Origin of the sequence: Pseudomonas migulae, from assembly GCF_024169315.1 — a bacterium.
Classification (GTDB): domain Bacteria; phylum Pseudomonadota; class Gammaproteobacteria; order Pseudomonadales; family Pseudomonadaceae; genus Aquipseudomonas; species Aquipseudomonas migulae_B.
This window is the reverse complement of sequence record NZ_JALJWR010000001.1, coordinates 477,228-502,928: the sequence shown is the minus strand read 5'-3', so window position 1 is coordinate 502,928 and position 25,701 is coordinate 477,228. Positions and strand designations below refer to the sequence as shown.

The following is a 25,701-nucleotide window of genomic DNA, read 5'->3' as shown; positions in this document are numbered from 1 at the left end:
ATCCTTGAGACAGACATGGCCCTCACTCTACAACGCAATCTTCCGGTATAGCGAGATCCAAATGTGGGAGCGGGCTTGCTCGCGATAGCGGTGTGTCAGTCAACATTGATAGCGACTGACATACCGCTATCGCGAGCAAGCCCGCTCCCACATTGGATAGAGTTCAGCCTAAGAACCAATCGCGGCGTTCATTGAAGGTGTTCTGGATCAGCTCGACGATCATCTGCACCTGCGCTTCGCCCTCGGACTGCGCATTCACCGCCATCCACACCTGACGCTGCATCGGTTGGCCAAACAACCCCGGCAACGCGATGAGGCCGCGGTCGAAGTGGCTGATGTAGCCGGGCAGCAAACCGATGCAGGCGCTGCAACGAATCATCTCCAGCAGCAATTCATAGGAATGCAGCTGCACGACGCCGGCCAGGCGCTGGTCCACCAAGGCATTCCACGGCACGAAACTCTCGACCTGACAGTGAGACTGCCATTGCACCAACAGGTAATCGGCGAGGTCATCGAGACTGTCCGGGCGCGATGCCGTTCGTGAGTATCGCTTGGCGATGTGCGGCTGGTAGTCAAGCCGCGCCAGGCGCCGGGGCTCGCTGACCGCAAAGCTCGGGCCCGGCAGCGGTGATTCGGTTCCGGCCAGCCACACGACCACATCGGCGCTGACGGCTTGCAGCGTCAGTTCGCTGTCGAGGGTGATGATGTCCAGGCGTACGCTGGCGTTGCGGCGCAACAAGGCCACCAGGTCGCGACCGAGGATGTCGTGCAGGATCGATTCGGCAACCGCCAGGCGCACCAACGGCTGCTCGATCACCGGCAAATCACGCTCATGAGCCAACGCAATCAACTGCGCCTGAAGCTGCAAGCCTTCACGGCTGAGGGCGATGCTACTGTCGCAATGGCTGAACAGCGAACACTGCAGTTGCGCTTCGAGCTGCGCCAGTTGTTTGCGCAGCAAGGTCGCTTTGATGTTGAGGCTGCGGGCCGCCTGCATGAAACAGCCACAACGGGCACTGACCATGAACGCCTGAACCAGTTGCGGGTCAATCGCCGGGGCTTGCGCACGCCAGGACGGCGTGGTGGCTAGCGGCAAACGGTATTCGGCAGGGATTTGGCGCCCTGTGGTTTCCATGAATGACATCGATGACTCCCTGTCGATATGTCCTTTGAAAACCTCATTTTGCGCACCCTTCATGAACCTGCTGTGACAACCGCTTCATGCGCTGTAATGCTGTTCACTTAAGTACAGGTATGTAAATTTGTGGCGAGGGGATTTATCCCCGTTCGGCTGCGAAGCAGTCGCCAATCCGGACAATTCAGTTTGCCTGGCCACACCTGGGGCCGCTTCGCGCCCCAACGGGGATAAATCCCCTCGCCACAGATTTCTTGCTCGCCTGAGGATTTTCTCAAGTGAACAGCTTTACTTCATGCGCTGGGGGTTTGTCGAAAACTCACGGCCAGGCGATTCCAGCTGTTGATGGTGGTGACCGCGATGGTCAGGTCGACCATCTCGCTGTCACTGAACTGCTCCCGGGCCTGGGCGTAGACGTCGTCGGGCACATGGCTTTGCGAGAGCAAGGTAACCGCCTCGGTCCACGCCAGCGCCGCGCGCTCCCGAGGGTTGAAGAAACCACTGTCGCGCCAGACCACGATCGAATACAGGCGCCGGTCGGTCTCGCCGAGACGCCGCGCGTCTACCGAATGCATGTCGGTACAAAAGGCGCAGCCATTGAGCTGCGAGGCGCGGATCTTGATCAGGTGCAACAGCGCCGGCTCGATGCTCAGGTTGCTGGTCAGCGCCTCCATGGCAATCATCGCTTTCATCGCTTTGGGCGACGCGCTGTAGTAATCCAGACGGGAAGTCATGGCGTGCCTCATAGATCGATAGATGTTTTTTACAGTAGGCGCTGATGCGCACGCGTTACAGATCCAATTCAGCGAAATTCCGGTGGACCACCCGACAACAGGCCAATCCGCGGTTTTTCAGCCACGCAACTTCTGCGCAGCGGAGCTTGCGCGTAATCTGACGCGACGCACACGCGTCTCAACCGCCCCAAGGAGCCCCGTCGGTATGGAACTTCATGTTGTCATCAACGGCCGCAAGGACCTGGCAGGCCAGTTGTACAACCAACTGCGCAGCGCCATCGAATCCGGCCGCCTGGCAGCCGGGACGCAGCTGCCGCCCAGTCGATTGCTGGCCGAACAGCTGGGCATCTCGCGCAAGACCATTTCCGACACCTACGCACAACTGACGTATGAAAACTTCCTCACCGGCGTGATCGGCAAAGGCACCTACGTCAATGCCCGGACCGCAAAAGCGCAGCCCAAGCAAAGCCATATGCAATTGGCGAGTGCCGACGTCATCGAGTCATGGCGCAACCTGCCGGTGTTTTTGCGCCATCCGACGCTGGAAGGTTCGTTGCGCTATGACTTCATCGGTGGCGCCACCAGCAAGGGGCAGTTTCCGCAAGACGATTGGCGACGCTGCACCTCTCACGCCTTGCGCCAGATGACCGGTTCAAAGGGTTTCTACAGCCTGCCCGAAGGGCTTCCGGCGCTGCGCAATGCGATTGCCCGGCATATCGCGTTTTCCCGTGGCGTGAACTGTCAGGACGAAGACGTGGTGGTATGCAACGGCGCGCAACAGGCGCTGGACCTGATCTCCCGCGTGATGACCCGCCCCGGCAGCATCGTCGCCATGGAAGACCCCGGCTACCCGCCCGCGCGCCTGCTGTTCGGCAGCCACGGCGCCACGGTGATCGGCGTGCCGGTCGATGCCGAAGGCATTCAGGTCGACAAAATCCCCCTCGGTACGCAGCTGATTTATGTCACGCCGTCGCATCAGTTTCCGCTGGGCATGCCGATGAGCCAGGCGCGGCGAGTGGCGTTGCTGGAGCGCGCCTACGCGTTGGGCGCGATCATCATCGAGGACGATTACGACAGCGAATTCCGCTATGAAGGACGACCCACCGACTCCCTGCAAAGCATGGATGAGCGCGGGATCGTCGCCTACGTCGGGACCTTTTCGAAAACTTTGCTCCCGGAGTTGCGCCTCGGTTACGCGATTTTGCCGCCAGCGATTCTCGACGCGGTGATCCAGGCCAAGCAACTCACCGACCGGCATACCTCCACCCTGCCCCAGTGGGCGCTGGCCAAATTCATCGCCGAAGGCTGCCTGCTCAAGCACATTCGCCGTTGCCATACGATCTACGCCGGGCGTCGTGAGCGAATCCTGACGCGTGTCGCGGGTGACCTGTCCCCTTGGTTCGAAGCCATCCAAAGCACCGCCGGGTTTCACATGGTGCTTATGTGCAAAGTGCCTATGGATATGCCATTGGTGATCGAACTGGCGAAAAAGGTCGAAGTGGGACTGTATTCCATCGACGACTTCTACTATCAACAAGCGCCACGGGCCGGGCTTCTCATGGGCTTCGGTGCCATTGAAACCCTCGACATCGACACCGCCCTGGACCGTCTGCGGGACATTTTGCAGCAAGTCGCCTGACAGATTGGTCTGGGTTTTTATCCGGCGATTGGCTATTGGCGGTCCCAAGGTGCGGGCCTATCCTGCATAGGCGTTATCCCTCAATGAGCAGGATTCGTCCGGCCTGATTCAGGAGTGTGAGCAATGTCCAACGAAGTGATCAACACCGTAAGGGTGCAGGCCGCCGCCGGCCGCTCGGACGAACTGGGTAAGCAACTGCAAAAGATTGTCGAAACCCTGCGCGAACAACCGGGCTGTGAATCCTATATGGTCGACCGCTGCCCCGAGGACAGCAACCGCTGGAACGTCAGCGCACGCTGGCAATCGGAAGCGGCCATGCAGATGCATTTCAACTGCCCTGAAGTCCAAGGCTTTATCGGCCTTATCGACAGCCGACTGGCCAACGCCGTCGACTTCAACAGCTTTCCGATCGTCTAGAAAGTTTGGTCCCGGCTTCCGGTCACTCCTGCAGGGCAATGGGTACCCCTGCAAGAGCGGCCGCCAGCCGGGATCTTCACCTGCGAAATCCCCGATTGGTCCCCTCGCCTTCTCTTCAATTGGCTGTTTGATTGCCGTCACTGGCGGACTAACGTTGTTCCTGACAACTAACCCCCGCAGGTGATAAATCATGAAAGCTTTGCGTTTACTTGCTGCCCCGCTTGCCGTCTTCGCCCTGACCGTTTCTGCCTCGACATTCGCCCACGACCCCTCGGAAAAAGTCACGATCCTGCAGGACGAAGCTCTCAAGAACGTCCCCGGCAAAAAGGCGCTGATGATCGAGGTCGACTACAAACCCGGCCAATCCTCCATCGCCCACAAACACGAAGGCACGGCCATGGCGTACGTGTTGTCGGGCTCGATCGTTTCCCAAGTGAAAGGCGAGCAACCGAAAACCTTCAAGGCTGGCGAGTATTGGTATGAACCGGCCGGCTCGGAGCATCTGGTGTCGAAAAATGCCAGCGCAACCAAGCCAGCCAAACTCCTGGTATTCATGGTGTTGTCACCCGACGAGAAAGTGTTGATCCCCCTGGAAAACTGATAGCTGAACGTACAGCCATAAATAAACAGGCTCGAATCTCAAGTTCGGGCCTTTTTATTTCCCTGCGCAATTAAACCCGACGGTTTAAACCAAACAAAACTATTGGTCACCTGATAAGGGTGGTTATTGGCTATTTCATTCAGTGCCGACAGGTTTAGTCTGAAAACACTGCTGACTCGATCGGCAACTAACCTTTAAACAACTCAAGTTGTTTCACTGGAGAATCACCCATGAAACTTGCACTTGTCAGTACCCTGGCGATAACCGCTGTAATCACCGGATGTTCAATTCCCACCGCGCCGACGGCTGTTTCTTCACTGGACGGCATGTTCAGCGAGCCGGTCGGCCGCAGCAGCGCCACCCGTGTCGCCAGCGGAAGACATGTATCGCTGGGCATCGTTTACAGTCGCAACACCCAGACCAACCGCGCTTACCTTCAGGATTACCAGGCCAATGCCGGCACCGGTTTTGGCCAGAGTCTGCTGGTGCAACCGATTCATGATGCCTACGTCGCCACTTCCAGGCCCGACATGGCGGTGGATTGGGTCAAAGCGTCCCTGCAACGTCAGTTCGGTTCGGTAACGGTATACCCGGACATGCAAAGCCTCAGGGCCGCGAAACCGGACGTGGTCGCCATTGTCGACACCCGCAGCCAATTGATCACCTCGCGCAGTTCGGACGTCGAGGCCGATGTGAGTGCAGTTTTTTACGATGCCAACTTCAACTACATCGGTACTGCACAAGGGCATGACGCCAAGGCACTGAGTCCGGTATGGGCGGACTACAAACGCAGTGAAGAGATCGTGGCGGATATTAACGAGCAACAAAATGTGCAAGTTCGTGCGTTGCAAAAGTTTGACCAGTCGCTCAGTAATTTATTGACTGGGCCGACAGATAAAGTGTCGATGATTGATAATAAAGCAGGCCGGAAGTTGTATTGACGCCAATGACCCCATCGCGGGCAAGCCCGACTCCCACAGGAGTTGTGTTAGACACATAACATGCACACGACACAAAACCTGTGGGAGCCGGGCTTGCCCGCGATGGGGCCCGACCAGACAACACAAAATCACAGACAAAAAAAAGCCCCGCATTTCTCAATGCGGGGCTTTTTCATTCAGCGACTGATCAGGCCGCAGGCTCCAGTTCTGCACTGACAGTGGCAGGAACAGGCACTATCGCCTGCCCGCTCAACGCCAGATCCAGCAACTCACGGTTGGCCACTGCGTACATGGCGTAATCAGTGCCGCTGGCGGCACGGATTTCCACCAGCATGGTGCGCCAGCGTTCGATCATGCCTTTGTGCTCTTCCATCCACAGCGCCAGGCGTGTTTCCACGTCCTGAGTACCGTCGCCCTGTTGCAGGACCGAGATGGTGATCGCACGTTGCTGCCAGTCGACGTCATCGCGGAACGCTTCACGGGCCAGGGCCTGCCAGTTGTTTTCAACCGGCAGAGCGCTGATCTGTTGCAGGTACCAGGTGATGTCCAGCGCGCTGCCGACGGCGAAGTAAGCCTTCGCGACGTCCGCAGGGTTCTGGCCGGTCACGTCGGAGGCCTCGATGATCGGCAGCAGGGTGTACAGGTGCGTGGTGCCAGCCACCATGCGCGCCAGCAACTCTGGCACACCGGCTTCGACGTACGCTTGATAACGCGCCTGCCAGGTGTCGCGGATCTCGCCACTGAGCAGATCGTCGAGCTTGAGGCCCAACTCCTTCAGGTGCGGACCGAAGTGCGCGACGTCACGGGCAGCGTTCTGCTCGTTGCGGCGGGCACGCAGGAACCAGCGCGTAGCGCGACGGCCCAGACGCATCAACTCGTCCATCAGCTCCAGTTGAACGTCAGCGGAAACCTGGTAGTCCAGGGCTTCGATCTGACGGAACCAGTGCGGGAGATGGAAGATGTCACGCACGATCACGTAAGCACCGGCCACGTTCGCCGGGCTCATGCCGGTCGACTCTTTGAGTCGCTGAACGAAGGTGATGCCCATGTGGTTGACCAGATCGTTGGCGATCTGGGTGCTGACGATCTCGCGCTTCAGACGGTGACGGCGCATGGCGTCGGAGAACTTGCTCACCAGGCTCGGCGGGAAAGCGGTTTCCATGTCGCGCGTCAGGTAGTCGTCGTCCGGCACCAGGGAGTTGAGCAGCGCTTCCTTGAGGTCGATCTTGCTGTAGGAGATCAGCACCGACAGCTCGGCACGGGTCAGGCCGTGGCCTTCCGCGAGACGCTCGTTGATCGCTTCTTCCGACGGCAGGAACTCGATGGCGCGATCCAGCTTGCCGCGACCTTCCAGATCGTTCATCAGACGCTTGTATTCGGCGATGCGCACGAATGCACGGCGTGCCGCCAGGGACAGGGCCTGAGTCTGCTTGTAGTTGTTGCCCAGCACCAGGTTGCCGACTTCGTCGGTCATGCTCGCCAGCAACTGGTTACGTTGCTTGTCGGTCATGTCACCGGCCTGAACCACTTCGTTCAGCAGGATCTTGATGTTCACTTCGTGGTCGGAGCAGTCCACACCACCGGCGTTGTCGATGAAGTCGGTGTTGGAACCGCCGCCATTGAGGCCGAATTCGACACGACCCAGCTGGGTCATACCGAGGTTACCGCCCTCGCCCACGACTTTGCAGCGCAGTTCGTTGCCGTTCACGCGCAGCGCATCGTTGGCCTTGTCGCCGACATCGGCGTGGCTTTCGGTGCTGGCCTTGACGTAAGTGCCGATACCGCCGTTCCACAACAGGTCAACCGGCGCCTTGAGCAAGGCGTTCAGCAGTTCGGTCGGGGTCAGCTTGTCCGCTTGAATGTCGAAGCGCTCTTTCATCTGCGGGGAAATCGCGATGCTTTTCGCGCTGCGGGAGAAGATCCCGCCGCCTTCGGACATGATGCTGGTGTCGTAATCCGACCACGCCGAACGTGGCAGATCGAACAGGCGCTGACGCTCGGCGAAGCTGTTCGCAGGCTCAGGGTTCGGGTCGATGAAGATGTGCAGGTGGTTGAAGGCCGCGACCAGTTGCAGCTTGTCGGACATCAGCAAGCCGTTACCGAATACGTCACCGGCCATGTCGCCGACGCCCACTACCGTGATGCTGTCTTCCTGAACATTGATGCCGCGCTCGCGGAAGTGACGTTGTACGCCCACCCACGCGCCCTTGGCGGTAATGCCCATTTTCTTGTGGTCGTAACCGGCAGAACCACCGGACGCAAACGCATCACCCAGCCAGAAGCCGTAGTCGATGGCGATGCCGTTGGCGATGTCGGAGAAAGTTGCAGTGCCCTTGTCCGCCGCCACCACCAGGTACGGGTCATCGTCGTCATGACGCACGACGTTCACCGGCGGCACCAGCGCGCCGTCTTTCAGGTTGTCGGTGATGTCCAACAGGCCCGAAATGAAGATGCGGTAGCAGGCGATGCCCTCGGCCGCGATCTCGTCACGGCTGCCGCCCAGTGGCAGGCGACGCGGCAGGAAACCGCCCTTCGCGCCAACCGGCACGATGACCGAGTTCTTCACTTGCTGGGCTTTTACCAGGCCCAGGACTTCGGTACGGAAGTCTTCTTCACGGTCAGACCAGCGCAGACCACCGCGAGCGACGTTGCCGAAGCGCAGGTGCACGCCTTCGACGCGAGGCGAATACACGAAGATTTCGAACTTCGGAACCGGCTTCGGCAGCTCTGGAATCTGGTGCGGGTTGAACTTGAAGCTGAAATAGGACTTGTTCTGACCATGAGCATCGGTCTGGTAGAAGTTGGTCCGCAGGGTGGCCTTGATCAGGTCGAGGTAGCGACGCAGGATGCGGTCTTCGTTCAACACCTGGACGTCGTCCAGTGCGGTCAGAATCGCGTGTTCCAGACGTTGCTGCTTGTCTTCCAGATCGTCGGTGCCGAGCTTGCGCGCCAGGTAGAAACGGGTCTTGAACAACCGGGTCAACTCGCGAGCGATGTCGGTGTGGTTGTTCAGGGTGCTGGCGATGTAGCCCAGGTCGAAGCCCAGACGAATCTGCTTCATGTAACGGGCGTAGGCACGCAGCAAAGCCACGTCGCGCCACGGCAGGCCGGCGGTCAGCACCAGGCGGTTGAACGCATCGTTTTCGGCATCGCCACGCACGATGTGGACGAAGGCGTCCTGCAAGGTGTCGTTGAGTTGCTGGATGTCGAGGTCCAGGCCTTCGGCCGCGGTGAACGCGAAATCGTGAATCCAGAACTCGCGGCCATTGTTGTGGCGCAGGCGATACGGGAATTCACCCAGCACGCGCAGGCCGAGGTTTTCCAGGATCGGCAACACGTCGGACAGTGCCAGCGGAGTATCGGCGTGATACAGCTTGCAGTGCAGCTCGCGTTGACCGGAGACCTGACCCAGTGGCTGATAGAAACTCATCACCAGTGGATTGGATTCTTTCAGGCTCAGCAGGTGCTGCATGTCGACCACAGCCGAGTGCGCGGCGAAACGCTCGCGGTAACCGGCCGGGAAGCCTTTCGGGAAGTCGGCCAGCACATTGGTGCCGTGGGCTTCGCCGAAGGTTTCGATGGTCAGGGCCGCGTAGTCGTCCTGCCAGCTGCGGCAAGCCTGGATAACTTCGTTTTCCAGCTGCTGCGGGTCGATGTCCAGACGGTTTTTCGGGTCGACACGCAGAATCAGTTGCACGCGGGCCAGCACGGATTCGGAGAAGAACGTCCAGAACTCGCAGTCCGAGGCTTTCAGGCGATCCATCAGCACTTGCTGGATCTTCTGGCGCACTTCGGTGGAGTAGATGTCGCGCGGCACGTAGGCCAGGCAGTAGCAGAAACGACCGTACGGGTCTTTGCGCAGGAACACGCGAATCTTGTTGCGTTCCTGGATCTGCACGATCGACATCACGGTGCTGAACAGCTCGTCTACCGGGGTCTGGAACAGATCGTCGCGTGGCAGCACTTCGACCACCTGCGCCAGTTCCTTGCCCAGGTGAGCCTTGGGCTGGAAGCCGGAACGGCGTTCGATTTCCTCGACCTTGCGGCGGATGTACGGAATGACCCGCACGCTCTCGCCATACACCGACGAGGTGTACAGGCCCATGAAACGGCATTCCTTGATGACGTTGCCGTCGGCGTCGATTTCGCGGATCGACACGTAATCCGGGTAAGCCGGACGGTGGACACGGCTTGGGTGGGCAGCCTTGGCGAACGACAGCAGGGTCGGTTCGCGCAGGTAGTTCACGGCGTAGTCTTCGATGCGCAGGTCATCATAGGTCAGGCCGGTGCGCAGCAGCTTGGTCAGCCCGAGGAAGGAATCCTGGTCGTAGACGATATGGCCGCCGTCGACTTCATCGCGCACCACGAATTCTTCATAGCCGAGGAAGGTGAAGTGGTTGCCCACCAGCCATTCCAGGAAGCTTTTGATTTCAGCTTTTTCTTCAGCGTCTACAGCGAACTGGCTGTTGTCCAGGCCGGTCAGGATTTCCTGGACCTTGGCCTTCATCGGCTCGAAATCGGCGACCGCGACGCGGACTTCACCGAGAACCTGTTCCAGTTCTTTGCTCAGGACGTTCAGTTCGGCCGTGTTCGCGCAACGGTCGATTTCCAGGTACATCAGGGATTCTTGCAGGATCCCTTCGCCCTGGGTGCCTTTCGGCAGGATTTCCAGCAGTTCGCCCTTGCTGCCGCGACGCACGCTCAGCACGGTGGTTTGCAGGGTATGAATGCTGTAGCCGCGACGGTTCAGCTCGGTACGCACCGAGTCCACCAGGAATGGCAGGTCGTGGTGCAGCACTTCGACCGCGGTGTGGGTCGACTGCCAGCCGTGGCGTTCGTAATCAGGGTTGTAGACGCGAACCTGCGGTTGCGCGTGATCGAAGCGCTCAAGCAGGCGCCACGCAGAAAGGGTACAGCCAGCGAGGTCGGACAGCCGACGCTGGGTCAGCTCGTCCAGGGAAATGATGCCGAAGAATTGTTCAGCGAACAGCGCCACTTGTGGCAGTGCCTGTTCACTGATGTGCTGCGCCAGTGCCGCTTGCAGTTGGTGCTGGAAGTCGGCTTTGCTGGCTGCGGTGAAGAACGCCATCTGTGGTACTCCGCTTGGGCTTGTTATTGATGGAAGCGTCGCGTGCAAAACCCCTTTCGGGGCGATCCGTCACCCTGTTCCTGATTCTCGGGCAGAGGAAACAGGGTGACAGGTGGGTGAAGCTGGACGAGACACTCAGGTCACATTCACCTTCCATGAATGGGCATCTGCAAAAACGACTGGCGAACCTACAGCGCAATGTCTTTACAGGTGCTCATCCGTTGCGCAGCTTAACGAGTGCGGCAAGGCCCGTGCTTGCAGCGCTGCGACATATTCGGTCATCGGCACGCAGCTCAAGGCCTGTGCATCGAACAACACTAGCAGCCGTGTAGGAAATTGGGCGTTTTATGCCCGGATTTACGGCACCTTCGTGTCAGAAATGACCAGCAGCACCCCGAATGTTCACGACACATTCTCTGACACTCAGCCGAGCAGAAATTCCCGAGGGCTGGCAGAATCGCCTTTTGTCGTGTTCACAACGCTCGCCGAGCCAGGATTTTCCCATGCAAATGACCACCTCCCTGTTGATCGTCAACCCGTGTGACGAGGAAGAAGACAACATGGCCATGCTCGCCTGCCACAGCGACCAGGGTGAGATGTTCCTGATGAGCCGCTACCCCGACGAGGACGAGCTGGAGATCACGCTCGATGGCGAACCGTCGACGCTGGACGGCGTGAAAGTGACGCTCAGCCCAACCCGTTTGCTGATCGAAATCGCGGCGGCGGATGCGGATGCGTTGAATGGGGATGATTCGCTGGAGATCATTCACAGCACCGATGCGGGTGATCTGGCTGAGGTGGAAGAAACGTTGCAGAACATTCTTAAAGGCACAGGGACTTACATTAGCGAGCTTTGACGGTGTTTGAGAGGGCCCCTTCGCGAGCAAGCTTCGCTCCTACGGTTTTGCGCCGAACGCAATATCGCGGCCGCCCCAGCATCGTAGGAGCGAGGCTTGCCCGCGAAGGCGTCCGTAAGATCGCCACATCCCCCGAAACAACATCGATAACCCGCCCTTGCGCACATTTGCACAAAATGCCGTTAGTCGCCGCCCCCCGCGATGGATTAAAGTAACGCCCCCAGCCCTGGCGTTATTCGAACGTCTTCGGTCACCCTTTCCAGGAACAGTCATCGATGGAACATCGTGAAGCGCTGCTCGCGCTGCGAACCTTTCTTTCAACGCAGATTCTCGGCCAGGAAAAACTCATCGAGCGCTTGCTCATCGCCTTGCTGGCCGACGGCCACATGCTGGTCGAAGGCGCCCCGGGCCTGGCCAAGACCAAGGCCATCAAAGAGCTCGCCGAAGGCATCGAAGCGCAGTTCCATCGCATCCAGTTCACCCCCGACCTGTTGCCTGCCGACATCACCGGCACGGAAATCTATCGCCCGGAAACCGGCAGCTTCGTGTTCCAGCAAGGCCCGATCTTCCACAACCTGGTGCTGGCGGACGAAATCAACCGTGCCCCGGCCAAGGTCCAGTCGGCATTGCTCGAAGCCATGGGCGAGCGGCAGGTCAGTGTCGGCCGCAGCACCTACGAGCTATCGCCGCTGTTCCTGGTGATGGCCACGCAAAACCCGATCGAGCAGGAAGGCACCTATCCGCTGCCAGAAGCCCAGCTCGATCGCTTCCTGATGCACGTGAAAATCGGTTTCCCGGACGCGACCGTTGAACGCCGTATCCTGCAACAGGCCCGCGGCGAAGCCCTGAACGGCGAAACCAAACCGGAACGCCGGGTCAGCCAGCAGGCGATTTTCGCCGCCCGCAAGGAAATTCTCGGTCTGTACATGGCCGACGCCGTGGAGGAATACCTGGTGCAACTGGTCATGGCCACGCGCACACCGGCCAAGTTCGATCCGGAGATGGCCGAGTGGATCGCCTACGGCGCCAGCCCCCGTGGCTCGATTGCCCTCGACCGTTGTGCCCGGGCCCACGCCTGGCTCGCCGGTCGCGACTTCGTCAGCCCGGAAGACATCCAAGCCGTGCTGTTCGACGTGTTGCGCCATCGCATCATTCTTTCCTTTGAAGCCGAAGCCGCTGGCATCGACCAGGACCGGGTGGTCCAGCGGATTCTCGACGTTGTAGCCGTCGCTTGACCCCGATGAACGCCATTCTGCCGCCCGAGCCGGGCATCCGCGTCAGTCTCGCCGAGCTGATCGAGATGCGCCATCGCGTGCGTGAAGTGCAATTGTTCTCCACGCCGAGCCAGCGCAGTCCGCTGATCGGCTTGCACCACTCCAAGCTGCGTGGCCGTGGCGTGGATTTCGATCAGGTGCGGGTCTATCAGGCCGGCGATGACGTACGCAGCATCGACTGGCGCGTTACCGCCCGCACCCAGGAACCGCACACCAAGCTGTTCCACGAAGAACGCGAGCGGCCGATTTTCATCATGGTCGAGCAAAGCCGTCGGCTGTTTTTTGGTTCAGGGCTGATGTTCAAATCGGTGCTCGCCGCCCAGGCCGCGAGCCTGATCGGCTGGGCCGCGCTCGGCCATAACGATCGGGTGGGCGGGCTGGTGTTTGGCGACAACGAACACTACGAAATCAAGCCACGACGCAGCAAACAAAGCCTGCTGCAATTTCTCAACCGGCTGGTGCGCGTCAATCAATCGCTGCACACCGAAAGCGAACAGAACCGCGATGCCCTCAACCTCGCCCTGCGTCGTGCCCGGGAAGTCCTGCGCCCAGGCAGCCTGGTGGTCCTGATCTGCGACGAACGCTCGCTGACCGAGGGCTCCGAGCAGCAATTGAGCCTGCTGGCCCGCCATTGCGACTTGTTGCTGTTGCCGCTCTCCGATCCACTGGACCACGCCCTGCCCGCTGCCGGCCTTTTGCGCTTTGCCGAACGCGGCGCGCAACTGGAACTCGACACGCTGAATTTCGACCTGCGCCAGACCTACCGCGCACAGGCCGAAGCACGCATCGCCCATTGGGAATTGCTCGCGCAAAAACTGCGGGTGTTGTTGATGCCCCTGAGCACTCAAAGCGAAATGGTCGAACAACTGCGCGAGTACTTGAACCCGCAAAAACCGGGGAAAGGTCGATGAGCAGCCTCGATCAACTGCAACCACTGATTTCCCCGCCACCGCCAGGCTTCTGGCCTCCCGCGCCGGGCTGGTGGCTATTGCTGCTGTTGCTGCCGCTGATCGGCTTCGGCCTGTGGAAGGCGCGGCGTTTCCTGCCGAACAAGCGCCCCATCGTGCGCGCCGAACAACCGCTGGACCCGGTACGCCTCGCCGCACTGGCCGAACTGGCGCTGATGCCCAAACCCTACGACGGCGCGCCGGCCGGTGCCTGGCTGCAGCAACTCAACGGTTTGCTCAAGCGCCTGTGCCGCAACCATTACCCCTACAGCCAGAGCCACACCCTCAACGGGCGCAAATGGCTGGCGTTCCTCGACAACCGCTGCCCGGCCGCCGGCCTGACGCGCTGGATGGTGCTGGTCGAAGGCGCCTACAAACCCGAATGCAAACTCGACGACAAGGCCATTGCCGGCCTCACGCAAGCCGTCGATACCTGGATTCGCAAGCATGTTTGAGTTCGCCTGGCCGTGGATCTTCGCCCTGCTGCCGCTGCCCTGGTTGATGCGTGTGGTGTTGCCGGTGGCCGACAGCGGCGAACCGGCGCTCAAAGTCAGCTTCCTCAGCGACCTCGAAGGCCTCGCCCGGCGTCGTGCTCGTGCCAATCTGCCGGCCTGGCGCCAGCAAGCGCCGTTCATGCTGCTGTGGCTGTTTTTGCTGATCGCCGCGGCGCGCCCGCAGTGGCTCGGCGAACCGTTGCCGATTGCCGCCAGCGGCCGGGATCTGCTGGTGGCGGTGGACGTTTCCGGCTCCATGGATTTTCCCGACATGCAGTGGCAGGACGATGAGGTCAGCCGCCTGACGCTGGTTCAACATTTGCTCGGTGATTTTCTCGAAAGCCGTGAAGGCGACCGTGTCGGCCTGATCCTGTTCGGCAGCCGGGCGTACTTGCAGGCCCCCCTGACGTTCGACCGGCGCACCGTGCGGATCTGGCTCGACGAAGCACGCATCGGCATCGCCGGCAAGAACACCGCCATCGGCGACGCCATCGGTCTTGCGCTCAAACGCCTGCGCCTGCGTCCGGCGCAAAGCCGCGTGCTGATCCTGGTCACGGACGGCGCCAACAACGGCGGCGAAATCGACCCGCTGACGGCGGCACGGCTGGCGGCCAAGGAAGGCGTGAAAATCTACCCGATCGGCATCGGCGCCGATCCCGAGCAAAGCGGCACGACGGGATTCCTTGGCATCAACCCGAGCCTGGACCTCGACGAGCCCGCGTTGAAGGCCATCGCCGCCGCCACGGGTGGCCAGTATTTCCGTGCCCGCGATGGCAAGGAATTGCAATCGATCAAGGAAACCCTCGATCAACTGGAGCCGGTGACTCAACAACCGACCCAGGCCCGCCCGGCGCAGACGTTGTATCACTGGCCGTTGGCGATGGCGCTGCTGTTGAGCATGCTGCTGGTCGTCCGCGAACGCTGGCCGGACAACCCGTTGCAGCGTCTATTCACCAAGGATCTGTTCTTGCAGACGCCACTGCCTGACTGGCGCCAACGGCTCAAGCGCCTGCGCCTGCGGAGACGCCGATGAGCGCGCTGTGGCCTTACTGGTTCCGCCCTTGGTGGCTGCTGTTGTTGCCGCTGCTCGGCTGGTTGCTCTGGCAACTCTGGCACCGGCAGAAGCGCGCCGGGCGCTGGCAGATGATTCTGCCTCCCGCTTTTCATTCCGCATTGCTCAGTGGCGGTAACGGTCGCGACAGCAAACTGCCGTGGATCGCGCTCGGCGTGGCGTGGCTGTTGACGATACTGGCGCTGCTCGGCCCGGGTTGGGAGCGTGTCGAACAAACCAGTCAGAAACCGGCCGACCCGCTGGTGGTGATCCTGGAGCTGACCCCGGAAATGCTCGCCACCGACGTGACGCCAAACCGGTTGGAACAGGCCCGGCGCAAGCTGTTCGACCTGCTGCAGAATCGCAGCGACGCGCAGACCGCCATCGTCGTCTACGCCGGCAGCGCGCACACGCTGGTGCCGCTGTCGGACGATCTGTCCACCAGCCGTAATCTGCTGGATGCACTCAAACCGTCGCTGATGCCCCAGGCAGGTCATCGCGCCGACCTCGCGGTGACCAAGGCCCTGGCGTTGCTGAATCAGAGCGCGCTGGGTGACGGCCGGATCCTGCTGATCGGCTCGTCCCTGACCGAACTGGAACGCGAAGGGATTCAACAGGCGCTGGACGGCAAGTCGACACAATTGCTGATGCTCGGCATCGGCACCGCCGAAGGTGCGCCGATCACGCAGGAAGACGGCAGTTTCCTCAAAGATGATCAGGGCGCGATTCTGGTGCCGCACCTCGACGAGCCGAACCTGAAAGCGTTCGTTAACGGTCTTGATGGGCGTTATCGCCATGCGCGACTGGACGATGCCGACCTGCGCGCCCTCGGCCTGCTCGACGGCCCGCGCAATTTGCGCAATGACGGCCAGACCTTGCGCCTCGATACCTGGGCCGATCAGGGTTATTGGCTGTTGTTGCCGCTGTTGCTGCTGGCGGCCTGCGCCGGGCGGCGCGGCTGGTTGTTCTGCCTGCCGCTGCTGTTCCTGCTGCCGCAACCGAGCTACGCCTTCGACTTCGAAGACTTGTGGCTGCGTCCGGATCAACAGGGTCTGCACCTGCTCAAGAAGAAGCGCCCCGCCGAGGCCGCGCAACACTTCCAAGATCGACAATGGCAAGGCGTGGCGCTCTATGAGGCCGGCGACTTCGGTGGCGCCGCCCAGCGGTTCGCCGAGGGTAATGACGCTCTCGCCCACTACAATCGTGGCAACGCGCTGGCAAAAAGCGGAGAGCTGGAAGCCGCGCTGGATGCTTACGACCAGGCGCTGGAACGCCAGCCGGATCTGCGCCCGGCGCTGACCAACAAGGCGCTGGTAGAAAACCTGCTCAAGCAAAAAAACACACCAAAAGCCGCTGAACCGGACAAAACCGAAGGCGACGAGACCGGGGCCCCGCAGGAGCCACCACCCGGCGCAGCCACTCAACCGTCGAACAGTGGCGAGCCGAAGCCCGATGCCCAGGCGACTACGCCCGATGCGGAGCAGTCGGATACGACAGCCCCGCGGCCCGGCACCAATGAGGTACCCGGCAGCGAGCTGGGCGACGAACAAAGCACCACCCCGCCGTTGCGCCCGGCCAGCGATGCCATCGATGGCGAACAGCGCCAGGCCTTGGAACAATGGCTGCGCAAAATCCCGGATGACCCGGGTGAATTGCTCAGGCGCAAATTCTGGTACGAACAGCAACAACATCAGGATCAGGAAAAAACTCGATGACCCGCTTCACCGCTTTCTTGCTTGCGATGTTTCTCTGGACGGTACAGGCCCAGGCTGCGGGGCTGGTCGCCAGTGTCGATCGCACTCGCCTGAACTCCGGCGAGACGGTCGAGCTGACCCTGGAATCCAACGACGTGACGCAGTTCGGCAAGCCTGACCTGACGGCGCTGGAACCGCTGTTCGACGTGCGCGGCACCCGCCAGGTCAACCAGTTGACCACCATCAACGGCGACAACCGCGCCACCACCCGCTGGATCATCACTCTCCTGCCTCGCCAGAACGGCAGCGTGGTGATTCCACCGCTGCAGCTGGGCGAGGTGCAGAGCCAGCCGATCACCCTGCAAGTGGTCGAAAGCGAAACCCAGGACAGCACCCACAAACTGGCCCCGGTCTTCATCGACGCCAGCCTCGATCAAAACAGCGTGTACGTGCAGGCCCAGGCGATCCTGACCTTGCGTATCTACCATTCCGTTTCGCTGTACGACGACAGCAGCCTGACCCCGTTGCAGATCCCTGATGCACGCATCGAACAACTGGGTGAGTCGCGCACTTACGAAAAAGACATCAACGGCCTGCGCCACGGCGTGATCGAACTGCGTTACGCGATCTACCCGCAACAGAGTGGCCAGTTGATCATTCCGGCGCAGATCTTCAGTGCCACGCTGGTGGACGCGCAACCGAGCCAGGAGGTCGATTCCCAGGTACCGAAGTCCGGCAAACTGATGCGCGTCAGCTCGGCCGTACTGCCGCTGACCGTCAAGGCAAAACCCGCCAGTTACCCGGCTGATGTGCCTTGGCTACCGGCCAGGAGCCTGAGTCTGAGCGAGAGCTGGAACCCGGAACCGGATCATGCGCAGGTGGGCGATTCGCTGACCCGCAGCCTGACCTTGAAGGCCGAAGGCCTGGCCAGTTCACAACTGCCACCGTTGCCGGCGACCGACGTCAATGGCTTGCGGCGCTATCCGGATCAGCCGGTGCTGGTCAACCAGAACAGCGAGCGCGGTCTGATCGGCAGTCGCGAGGACCGTGAAGCGCTGGTGCCTGTGCGCAACGGTGCCATTGAGTTGCCCGCCGTGGAAGTGGTCTGGTGGAACACCTTCGAGGACCATCTGGAACACACCAGCCTGCCGGCCCGGCCCCTGCAAGTGGCGAACAATCCAGGTTTGATGGTCGATGCACCGGCGGGCATGCCACCGGTGATTTCCGCTGCCGACAACGAAGCGCTCTGGTGGTGGAAACTCAGCACCATGATTCTGGCCTGCACTACCTTGCTGGGCTTCGGCCTCTGGTGGCGCGCCCGCTGGCAACCGGCGATCCTGCGAGCAACGCAGACCGGCCCGAGCCCGCGCACGGTGCTCGACGACCTCAAGCGCGCCTGCCAGGCCAACGACCCCCACGCCACCCGCCAGGCCCTCGACGCCTGGGCCCGGCAACAACCGGAAACCCTGGCCGACATGGCGGCGCGATTTGTGCCGTTGTCCGATGCGCTGGATGGTTTGAACGGGGCGCTGTACAGCGAAACTGGCCAGCATTGGCAAGGCGAGGAGTTGTGGCGCGCGATCAAGGCGATCCCGATTGCCGAGCGGGTTCATGATCCGGTGGGCGACAGTGGCCTGCCGCCGCTTTATCCGAAATAGATACTGCCCTCAGGTGATCTGGAACAACCCTCCCCGGGATGATTGTTCCAGTGCAAAAGTCAGGTTGTTTGTACCCAAAGCACGTTACCGCCCTCACCTGGCGCCCACCCCGGCGCGTAGGAAATATGCGCCTGAATGCAACGCCAGATCCTCCCGGAATGACTGACCCGCGCACCTATCTCATACTTGGCATTCAGCTCCCACGCCGGATCCTGCCCACTCCCACTGAGCGTCTTGACGGACAGGACGTTGCTCGGGAGTGACAGCTTTCCGTTCAGATCGAGCGCTTTCACGGAATACTGGTAAATGGTATCCGACGTCAGACCCGTATCGTCAACCGAGGTCTGGTTTCCACTCACGGATTTGACTTCTTGACCGTCACGGAAAATCAGGTAGTTCTCAATCGGTGCGCTACCGGTCGAAGCGCCCCACATCAAGCTGATGCTGGTCGATGTCTGGCCCATGCTGTGCAGGTTCAACGGAGCGGTGGGAGCCCCGTCTTCTGCCGGCGTACGCACTTGAACGGCCCGACTGGGCATAGAAAAATTGCCGCGAACATCGACTGCACAGATGAAGTACTCATATAGGGTTTCGGCAGCAACGCTACGATCAATCCACTCTGTCAGCGGCTCCTTGATATCAACCGTGCTCGTCCCGTTACGCGTAATACGGTAAAAGTCGATGGGGTAAGGGCCCGTCGCAGGATTCCAGGTCAACTTCACCTGTTTGTTGGTTATGTCGCTGGCTTTCAGGTCGGTCGGTGCATCGGGACGCTCAACTTCGTCGGGCTTCTTGAAATCCAGATCAATAACTTGATAGAAAGCCATTCCCGTATCGGCCACGACATAAATAGCCACTAACGCGTGGTAGCCCTCACGCGTGGGCAACGGAACGTCATGCTCGGTGGGGGACGGTGGCATTAATTCATTTGGATATTTCCAGAACGGCTGCCATTTGTTTTCCACCGTATAAAATGGCTTCGCGCCAAATTGAGCGCGCGACAGGACTTTGTTGCAATCCCAGTCTTCATTGGTGATGAAATACTCCCAGCGCCTTGCTGGGTGGTTAGCCGTAAAATTCCATGAAACAGGCAATGATTCACCACTGCGCACTTCGTGCTTTTGCCAGTGGTCACCGGGCTGATCAAGAAACGCACCGGTCAGTTGGCCTGCGCTGGCAATCTTGCCATCCGGAGGTGGCGCGGCGCTGAGCACGTCGTCCGGAGCCAAAGGATCCTTCAAACCGCCAACAGTCTGCGGGAAATGCTTTCCGGACTCCCGCTGGTTCAGCGCGCCGTCATCCAGCTTCCCTTCCAGCCAGGCAAAATAAGCCCGTGATTCGGGAGAAAAGACATGGCCGTGCCTCGGTGAAATGTTTTGGCTATTCGTGTTCGGGCTGCTCGTTGACATGGTGTTTCTCCACGTTTGTTTAACCGCTACCAGGGCTCCATACCCTCCGCAACCATTAAACGCCCAGTCCTGCGCCGCGATAACTGTCAGAAGTAACAGGTCGACAGGTCGTTGGTCGGTTATTCACTGTCGGCGATCTGCAAGAAGCCCTTCAGCAACCCGAAGCATTTGCCAGTAAACTCTCTCCCCTTTCGCCGCCCTGAATTCCTCGCGGCCATCACCTATTCCCTACGGAGCTCGCCTTGCGTCTGTTTCACACCTCCGACTGGCACCTTGGGCAGAACCTGCACGGCCAGGACCGCGATTTCGAGCACGGTTGTTTCCTCGAGTGGCTGTTGCGCCAGCTGAAGCTGGACCAGCCCGATGTGCTGCTGATTGCTGGCGATATCTTCGACACGGTCAATCCGCCGGTCAAAGCCCAGGAACGCCTCTACGACTTCATCGTCAGCGCCCACGAACAGCAACCGAAGCTGACCATCGTGATGATCGCCGGCAACCACGATTCCGGTTCGCGCATCGAACTGCCGGCGCCGCTGATGCGCCGGTTGCGCACCCATGCGTTGGGTCGTGTGCTGTGGCTGGATGACGGGCAGCTCGACGCCGAGCGTTTGCTGCTGCCACTGCCGGACGCCAAGGGAAAAACCGTTGCCTGGTGCCTGGCGCTGCCTTTCCTGCGCCCTGCCGAAGTGACCGGCGCGCACTTGGGTGACAACTACCTGCGCGGTATCGGTCAGGTTCACGAGTGGCTGATCGAAGCCGCCAACGCCAAGCGCAAGAAGGGCCAGGCGCTGATTGCCATCAGTCATGCGCACATGGCCGGCGGCTCTGTGTCGGAAGACTCCGAGCGCAGCCTGATCATCGGCAACGCCGAAGCCCTGCCCGCCAGCCTGTTCGGTCCGAGCATCAGCTACGTCGCCCTCGGTCACTTGCACAAGCCGCAGAAGGTCAACGGTGAAGAACGCATTCGCTACAGCGGCTCGCCAATTCCGTTGTCGTTCTCCGAAATCGGTTATCAGCATCAGATTCTCGACATCCAGCTCGACGGCGAAACCCTGGTCAGCGTGGAGCCGAAGCTGATTCCCCGCGCCGTGAACCTGCAGCGTATTGGCCCCGCACCGTTGGCCGAAGTCCTCCTGCAACTGGCCGACCTGCCGAACATCGATCTGCTGGCGGATATTCAGCGCCAGCCGTGGCTGGAAGTCCGGGTTCGCCTCGACGAACCGCAACCGGACTTGCGCAACCAGATTGAAACCGCCCTGCAAGGCAAAGCCGTGCGCCTGGTGCGTATTGCCGCCGAATACGCGGGCAACGGCAGCCGCGATGGCATCGATGATGGCTCCCCCTTGATCGAGCTGGACCAACTCACCCCTCAGGAACTGTTCAGCCGCGCCTGGCAGGACAACTACGGCAGCGAGGTCGACGAGCAAACGCTGCAAGACTTTGCCGAGTTGTTGCAGGACGTGCAGATGGAGAGCGAACAGCCATGAAAATTCTCGCGATCCGCCTGAAAAACCTCGCCTCCCTGGCCGGGCCATTTGAAATCGACTTCACCGCCGAACCCTTGGCCAGCGCCGGTTTGTTCGCGATCACCGGGCCCACCGGCGCCGGCAAAAGCACCTTGCTCGATGCCTTGTGCCTGGCGCTGTTCGGCGCCGTACCGCGGCTGAGCAACGCTCAAGTGTCGGCCAAAGCGCCGGACGCCGACGGCGAGATCAGCACCGGCGACCCTCGCACGCTGCTGCGTCGCGGCACCGGCGAAGGTTATGCCGAAGTGGATTTCGTCGGCATCGACGGCCGTCGCTACCGAGCTCGCTGGGAAGCCAACCGCGCCCGGGAGAAGGCTGGCGGCAAGCTGCAACACAGCCGTCAGAGCTTGCGCGACATCGATCTGGATCAGTTGCTGGCCAGTCAGAAAGTCGAATTCAAGGCCCAACTCGAAGCCGTCCTGGGCCTGAACTTCGAGCAGTTCACCCGTGCCGTGTTGCTGGCCCAAAGCGAGTTCAGTGCCTTCCTCAAGGCCAACGACAACGAGCGCAGCGAACTGCTGGAAAAACTCACCGACACCGCGCTCTATACGCGTCTGGGTCGTCGCGCATTCGACAAGACCAAAGAAGCCCGCGAAACCCACAAACTGTTGCAGGATCAGGCCACCGGCGTCACACCGCTGGCGCCCGAAGCCCGTGCGGAGCTGGATGAACGCTTCAATGAGGCGCAGCAGCAACTCAAAACCCAACAGGCGCAACTCAAGCAACTAGAGCTGCAACACACCTGGCTGAAAGACCTGCGTCAGTTGCAGGACGAGCAGCTCAGCGCCACCGAACAACTGACCAGCGCCCAACAGGATTGGCAAAGTCTGGCCGGCGAACGCTTGAAGCTGACGCGCCTGGAACACCTGGCGCCCCAACGGCACCAGTTCGCCCGTCAGACCGAACTCAGCGCCCGGCTCACGCCGCTGGCAGAACAGATTCAGCAGCACACTCAGCAAGAACAGGATCTGCAGGCGCGTCAGGCGCAACTCGAACACAGCCTGAGCGCGGCGCAAACCGCACTGGTCGAGGCGCAAAACCAACACACTTCAAGCGCGCCGCTGCTGCGTCAGGCCTTTGAGGCGCAGAGCACCCTCGCCCGCCTGATCAAGGACACCGGCCTCAGTGCCGACCTCAAGCAGCAAGCGGAACTGGCCTGCTCCGAAGGCCAACTGACGATTCAAGGTTTGCTTGAGCAGCAGAAGCAGGTGGCCGAGCGCTTGCAACGGATCGCCGCCGAGCTTGAACAAAGCACCCACCTGGCGCCGCTCAGCGACGCCTGGAACGCCTACCGCGACCGCCTTCAGCAGTTGATGCTGATCGGCAATCGCCTGAACAAGGGGCAGGCGGAACTGGCGTCCCTGGAGCACAACGCCAGCCGTGCCGCCGAAGAATGGGCCGCGCAGAAACAGAACCTGGAAGTGCTCTACAAAGAGGCCGGCGCCGAGCCGGAAGCGGTGGCGGAACAGATCCAGTTGCTGGGCAATCTGTTGCAGGACAACCGCAAGCAACTGCGCGCCTTTGAAGAGCTGACGCGCCTGTGGTCCAGCCAGCAAGAGCTGGACAAACGCATCGCCGACCTTCAGCAACGCCAGTCAACCGCTCAACAAGAACGTGACCGTCTGACCCAGGACGGGGTTAAAACCAAAAACGAACTGACCGTCGCTGAACAAACCCTGACGGTGACCCGCGAACTGCTGGAACGTCAGCGTCTGGCCCGCAGCGCCAGCGTCGAAGAACTGCGCGAGCAGTTGCAGGATGATCAGCCGTGCCCGGTTTGCGGTAGCCCGGACCATCCTTATCATCAGCCCGAGGCCCTGTTGCAAAGCCTCGGTCGTCATGATGAAAGCGAACAGGCCAACGCGCAGAAAGCGGTGGATTCGCTCAAGGAAAAACTCACCGACCTGCGTACCGAAGTCGGCGGTGTGATTGCGCAACAGAAGGAATTGCTGCAACAGCAGGAACAGCTCGTCGCTCAGCAGCAGAACCTGGCGCCCAGCCTCGATGCGCACCCGTTATCGGCGCAGCTGTTCTCTCAGGACATTGCCAAGCGCGATGCCTGGTTGATCCAGCAAAACAGCCAGTTGAACCAAAGCATCGCGCAGGACGAACAGCGGCAAACCGCCCTGCTCACCCTGCAACAGGACGCCGCGCGGCTGCAACAGCAACTGCGCAACGCCGAAACCGCGAGCCAGCAGGCAACCCAGCATCTGTCCAACCAGCAACGCGAGTTGAGCAACGATCGCCAGCGCCTGGACGAAGAGCTGACCGCGTTCAGCACCCTGCTCCCGGCCGACACACTGGACGCCTTGCGCAGCGAACCGGCCGCGACCTTCATGCAGCTCGACCGCCAGATCGGCCAGCGCCTGGAGCAACTCGACCAGCAACGGGATGAGCTCAGCGAACAGCAACAACGCCAACAGACGCTGGACAAGGAACAGGATCGTCAATTGACCCGTGTCCAGCAACTGGAAGCGGCTCAGCAACAGTTCACCGCCCTCGCCGAGCAGCAACAGGCTTGCCAGCAACAACTGACGCAACTGCTCGGTTCACACAGCAGCGCCGAACAGTGGCAACAGCAACTGGATCAGGCTGTCGAACAGGCGCGCAATGCCGAAACTGCTGCCAATCAGGAACTGCAATCCGTACGCACGCGGCTGGTGCAACTGGCCGCAGAACTGAAAGCGCAGCAGGACCGCCTGATCGCCCTGGAAACCGAAAACCGCGAACTGAACACCAGGATCGCCGACTGGCGCGCCTTGCATCCGGAACTGGATGACGGCAGTCTGGAACAGTTGCTCAGCGTCGACGACCAGCAGGTCAGCGAATTGCGCCAACGGTTGCAGCACAATGAAAAAGCCATCGAACAAGCCAAGGTGTTGCTGCAGGAGCGGGACAAGCGCCTGACCACTCACCAGGCGCAGCACAATGGCAATCTTGATGCCGAGCAACTCGCTACCGCCCTGACCGAACTGCAAGGCCAGTTTGCCGCCAGCGAGCACCGCTGCGCCGAACTGCGCGCCGAACAGGCCGAGGATCAGCGCCGGCAAAACGCCAATCAGGCGTTGGCCCAGCAGATCGCCGATGCCTACGCCGAGTACCAGCGCTGGGCGCGTCTGAATGCGTTGATCGGCTCCGCGAGCGGCGACACCTTCCGCAAGATCGCCCAGGCCTACAACCTCGACCTGCTGGTGCATCACGCCAACGTGCAGTTGCGTCAGCTGGTGCGGCGCTATCGCTTGAAGCGTGGCGGCAGCATGCTCGGCTTGCTGGTGATGGACACCGAAATGGGCGACGAACTGCGCTCGGTGCATTCGTTGTCCGGCGGCGAAACCTTCCTCGTCTCCCTGGCGCTGGCATTGGGTCTGGCGTCGATGGCGTCAAGCACGTTGAAGATCGAATCGCTGTTCATCGACGAAGGCTTCGGCAGCCTCGATCCGGAATCCCTGCAACTGGCCATGGACGCCCTTGACGGTTTGCAGGCCCAGGGCCGCAAGGTCGCGGTGATTTCCCATGTTCAGGAAATGCACGAACGGATCCCGGTGCAGATTCAGGTCCACCGCCAGGGCAACGGCCTGAGTACCCTGGAGGTGAAATGAATACGCTGTACTCCTTCCGCCGCTGCCCGTACGCCATGCGGGCGCGGATGGCCCTGCGTTACGCGGGGGTGGCGGTGGACATCGTCGAAGTCAGCCTGAAGGCCAAGCCTGCCGAGATGCTGGCGCTGTCGAGCAAAGGCACGGTGCCGGTGCTGAATGTCGACGGCCAGGTCATCGATGAAAGCCTGTCGATCATGCACTGGGCCCTGGCGCAGCACGATCCGCAGGATTGGTTGCTCAAGGATGATCCCGCCGGGCAAGTGCAAATCGATGCGCTGATTGAAGAGAACGATCAAGGGTTCAAGGTGCACCTGAATCGCTACAAGTACGCCGAGCGTTACCCCGAGCAGCCGATGGAATTTTATCGCGCTGAGGGCGAGGTGTTCTTGCGCAGGCTGGAGGGGTTGCTTGAGGGGCGCGACTATTTGCTGGCGGACCATCCGAGTCTGGCGGATGTAGCGGTGATGCCGTTTATTCGGCAGTTCGCGCATGTGGATCGAGAGTGGTTCGGGCAGACGCCTTATGTGCGGTTGCAGGCTTGGCTACAGCGGTTGCTGGAGTCAGACCTGTTCACATCAATCATGAAGAAATAACCGGATCCTGTAGGAGCGAGGCTTGCCCGCGAAGCTTTTGGCG

Annotated in this window: 18 protein-coding genes; 14 read left to right on the top strand and 4 right to left on the bottom strand. The window is 60.7% G+C overall.

Annotated elements, in window-relative coordinates; genetic code table 11:
- Positions 1-163: 163 nt before the first annotated feature.
- Positions 164-1,144 (bottom strand): LysR family transcriptional regulator, encoded by a 981-nt coding sequence (locus tag J2Y86_RS02335; protein WP_253427818.1) that lies wholly within the window; start codon positions 1,142-1,144, stop codon positions 164-166.
- A 284-nt stretch (positions 1,145-1,428) separates the two neighbouring features.
- On the bottom strand, positions 1,429-1,869 hold the full coding sequence (locus tag J2Y86_RS02330) for a carboxymuconolactone decarboxylase family protein (protein WP_253427816.1): 441 nt from the start codon (positions 1,867-1,869) through the stop codon (positions 1,429-1,431).
- 205 nt (positions 1,870-2,074) lie between these two features.
- On the opposite strand from J2Y86_RS02330, the gene J2Y86_RS02325 reads away from it, so the two are divergent.
- The 4 genes from J2Y86_RS02325 to J2Y86_RS02310 all read left to right on the top strand — a co-directional run bounded on the left by J2Y86_RS02325 (position 2,075) and on the right by J2Y86_RS02310 (position 5,467).
- A complete protein-coding gene (locus J2Y86_RS02325) occupies positions 2,075-3,508 on the top strand; it encodes a PLP-dependent aminotransferase family protein (RefSeq protein ID WP_253427814.1) in 1,434 nt (477 codons plus the stop codon).
- Between the two features lie 123 nt (positions 3,509-3,631).
- Positions 3,632-3,925 (top strand): putative quinol monooxygenase, encoded by a 294-nt coding sequence (locus J2Y86_RS02320; RefSeq protein WP_253427812.1) that lies wholly within the window; start codon positions 3,632-3,634, stop codon positions 3,923-3,925.
- Between the two features lie 190 nt (positions 3,926-4,115).
- The gene (locus J2Y86_RS02315) at positions 4,116-4,526 is read left to right on the top strand and encodes a cupin domain-containing protein (protein ID WP_253427810.1); all 411 of its coding nucleotides are present in this window, start codon (positions 4,116-4,118) and stop codon (positions 4,524-4,526) included.
- A gap of 230 nt (positions 4,527-4,756) precedes the next feature.
- Positions 4,757-5,467: an ATPase gene (locus J2Y86_RS02310; protein ID WP_253427808.1), complete on the top strand. Its 711-nt coding sequence runs from the start codon at positions 4,757-4,759 to the stop codon at positions 5,465-5,467.
- A 187-nt stretch (positions 5,468-5,654) separates the two neighbouring features.
- On the opposite strand, the gene J2Y86_RS02305 is transcribed toward J2Y86_RS02310, so the two are convergent.
- On the bottom strand, positions 5,655-10,556 hold the full coding sequence (locus J2Y86_RS02305; RefSeq protein ID WP_253427806.1) for an NAD-glutamate dehydrogenase: 4,902 nt from the start codon (positions 10,554-10,556) through the stop codon (positions 5,655-5,657).
- A 503-nt stretch (positions 10,557-11,059) separates the two neighbouring features.
- Here J2Y86_RS02305 and J2Y86_RS02300 point away from each other — a divergent pair.
- From J2Y86_RS02300 to J2Y86_RS02270, 7 genes are all read left to right on the top strand, one after another.
- Positions 11,060-11,413 (top strand): hypothetical protein, encoded by a 354-nt coding sequence (locus tag J2Y86_RS02300; protein WP_253427804.1) that lies wholly within the window; start codon positions 11,060-11,062, stop codon positions 11,411-11,413.
- Positions 11,414-11,688: 275 nt separating this feature from the next.
- A complete protein-coding gene (locus tag J2Y86_RS02295) occupies positions 11,689-12,648 on the top strand; it encodes an AAA family ATPase (protein ID WP_008030123.1) in 960 nt (319 codons plus the stop codon).
- A 5-nt stretch (positions 12,649-12,653) separates the two neighbouring features.
- The gene (locus tag J2Y86_RS02290) at positions 12,654-13,598 is read left to right on the top strand and encodes a DUF58 domain-containing protein (RefSeq protein ID WP_253427802.1); all 945 of its coding nucleotides are present in this window, start codon (positions 12,654-12,656) and stop codon (positions 13,596-13,598) included.
- Positions 13,595-14,089 carry a DUF4381 domain-containing protein gene (locus J2Y86_RS02285; protein WP_017338461.1) on the top strand — a complete coding sequence of 165 codons (495 nt, stop codon included), beginning with the start codon at positions 13,595-13,597 and terminating at the stop codon, positions 14,087-14,089. Before J2Y86_RS02290 ends, J2Y86_RS02285 begins: the two co-directional genes overlap by 4 nt.
- Positions 14,082-15,161 (top strand): vWA domain-containing protein, encoded by a 1,080-nt coding sequence (locus J2Y86_RS02280; protein WP_253427800.1) that lies wholly within the window; start codon positions 14,082-14,084, stop codon positions 15,159-15,161. The genes J2Y86_RS02285 and J2Y86_RS02280 overlap by 8 nt, the downstream gene beginning before the upstream one ends.
- Complete coding sequence (locus J2Y86_RS02275) at positions 15,158-16,894, top strand: tetratricopeptide repeat protein (protein WP_253427798.1); 1,737 nt, start codon at positions 15,158-15,160, stop codon at positions 16,892-16,894. Before J2Y86_RS02280 ends, J2Y86_RS02275 begins: the two co-directional genes overlap by 4 nt.
- A complete protein-coding gene (locus J2Y86_RS02270) occupies positions 16,891-18,531 on the top strand; it encodes a BatD family protein (RefSeq protein ID WP_253427796.1) in 1,641 nt (546 codons plus the stop codon). Before J2Y86_RS02275 ends, J2Y86_RS02270 begins: the two co-directional genes overlap by 4 nt.
- A 59-nt stretch (positions 18,532-18,590) precedes the next feature.
- Here J2Y86_RS02270 and J2Y86_RS02265 read toward each other — a convergent pair whose 3' ends face one another.
- Complete coding sequence (locus J2Y86_RS02265) at positions 18,591-19,940, bottom strand: lytic polysaccharide monooxygenase (RefSeq protein WP_253427794.1); 1,350 nt, start codon at positions 19,938-19,940, stop codon at positions 18,591-18,593.
- A gap of 242 nt (positions 19,941-20,182) precedes the next feature.
- On the opposite strand from J2Y86_RS02265, the gene J2Y86_RS02260 reads away from it, so the two are divergent.
- Genes J2Y86_RS02260 through J2Y86_RS02250 form a run of 3 tightly spaced genes read left to right on the top strand, consistent with a single transcriptional unit; the run spans position 20,183 to position 25,658 of the window.
- Entirely contained in the window at positions 20,183-21,427 is a 1,245-nt protein-coding gene (locus tag J2Y86_RS02260; protein WP_253427792.1) for an exonuclease SbcCD subunit D C-terminal domain-containing protein, read from the top strand.
- Positions 21,424-25,065: an AAA family ATPase gene (locus J2Y86_RS02255; RefSeq protein ID WP_253427790.1), complete on the top strand. Its 3,642-nt coding sequence runs from the start codon at positions 21,424-21,426 to the stop codon at positions 25,063-25,065. The genes J2Y86_RS02260 and J2Y86_RS02255 overlap by 4 nt, the downstream gene beginning before the upstream one ends.
- Positions 25,062-25,658 (top strand): glutathione S-transferase, encoded by a 597-nt coding sequence (locus tag J2Y86_RS02250; protein ID WP_253427788.1) that lies wholly within the window; start codon positions 25,062-25,064, stop codon positions 25,656-25,658. Before J2Y86_RS02255 ends, J2Y86_RS02250 begins: the two co-directional genes overlap by 4 nt.
- The last annotated feature ends 43 nt before the right edge of the window (positions 25,659-25,701 follow it).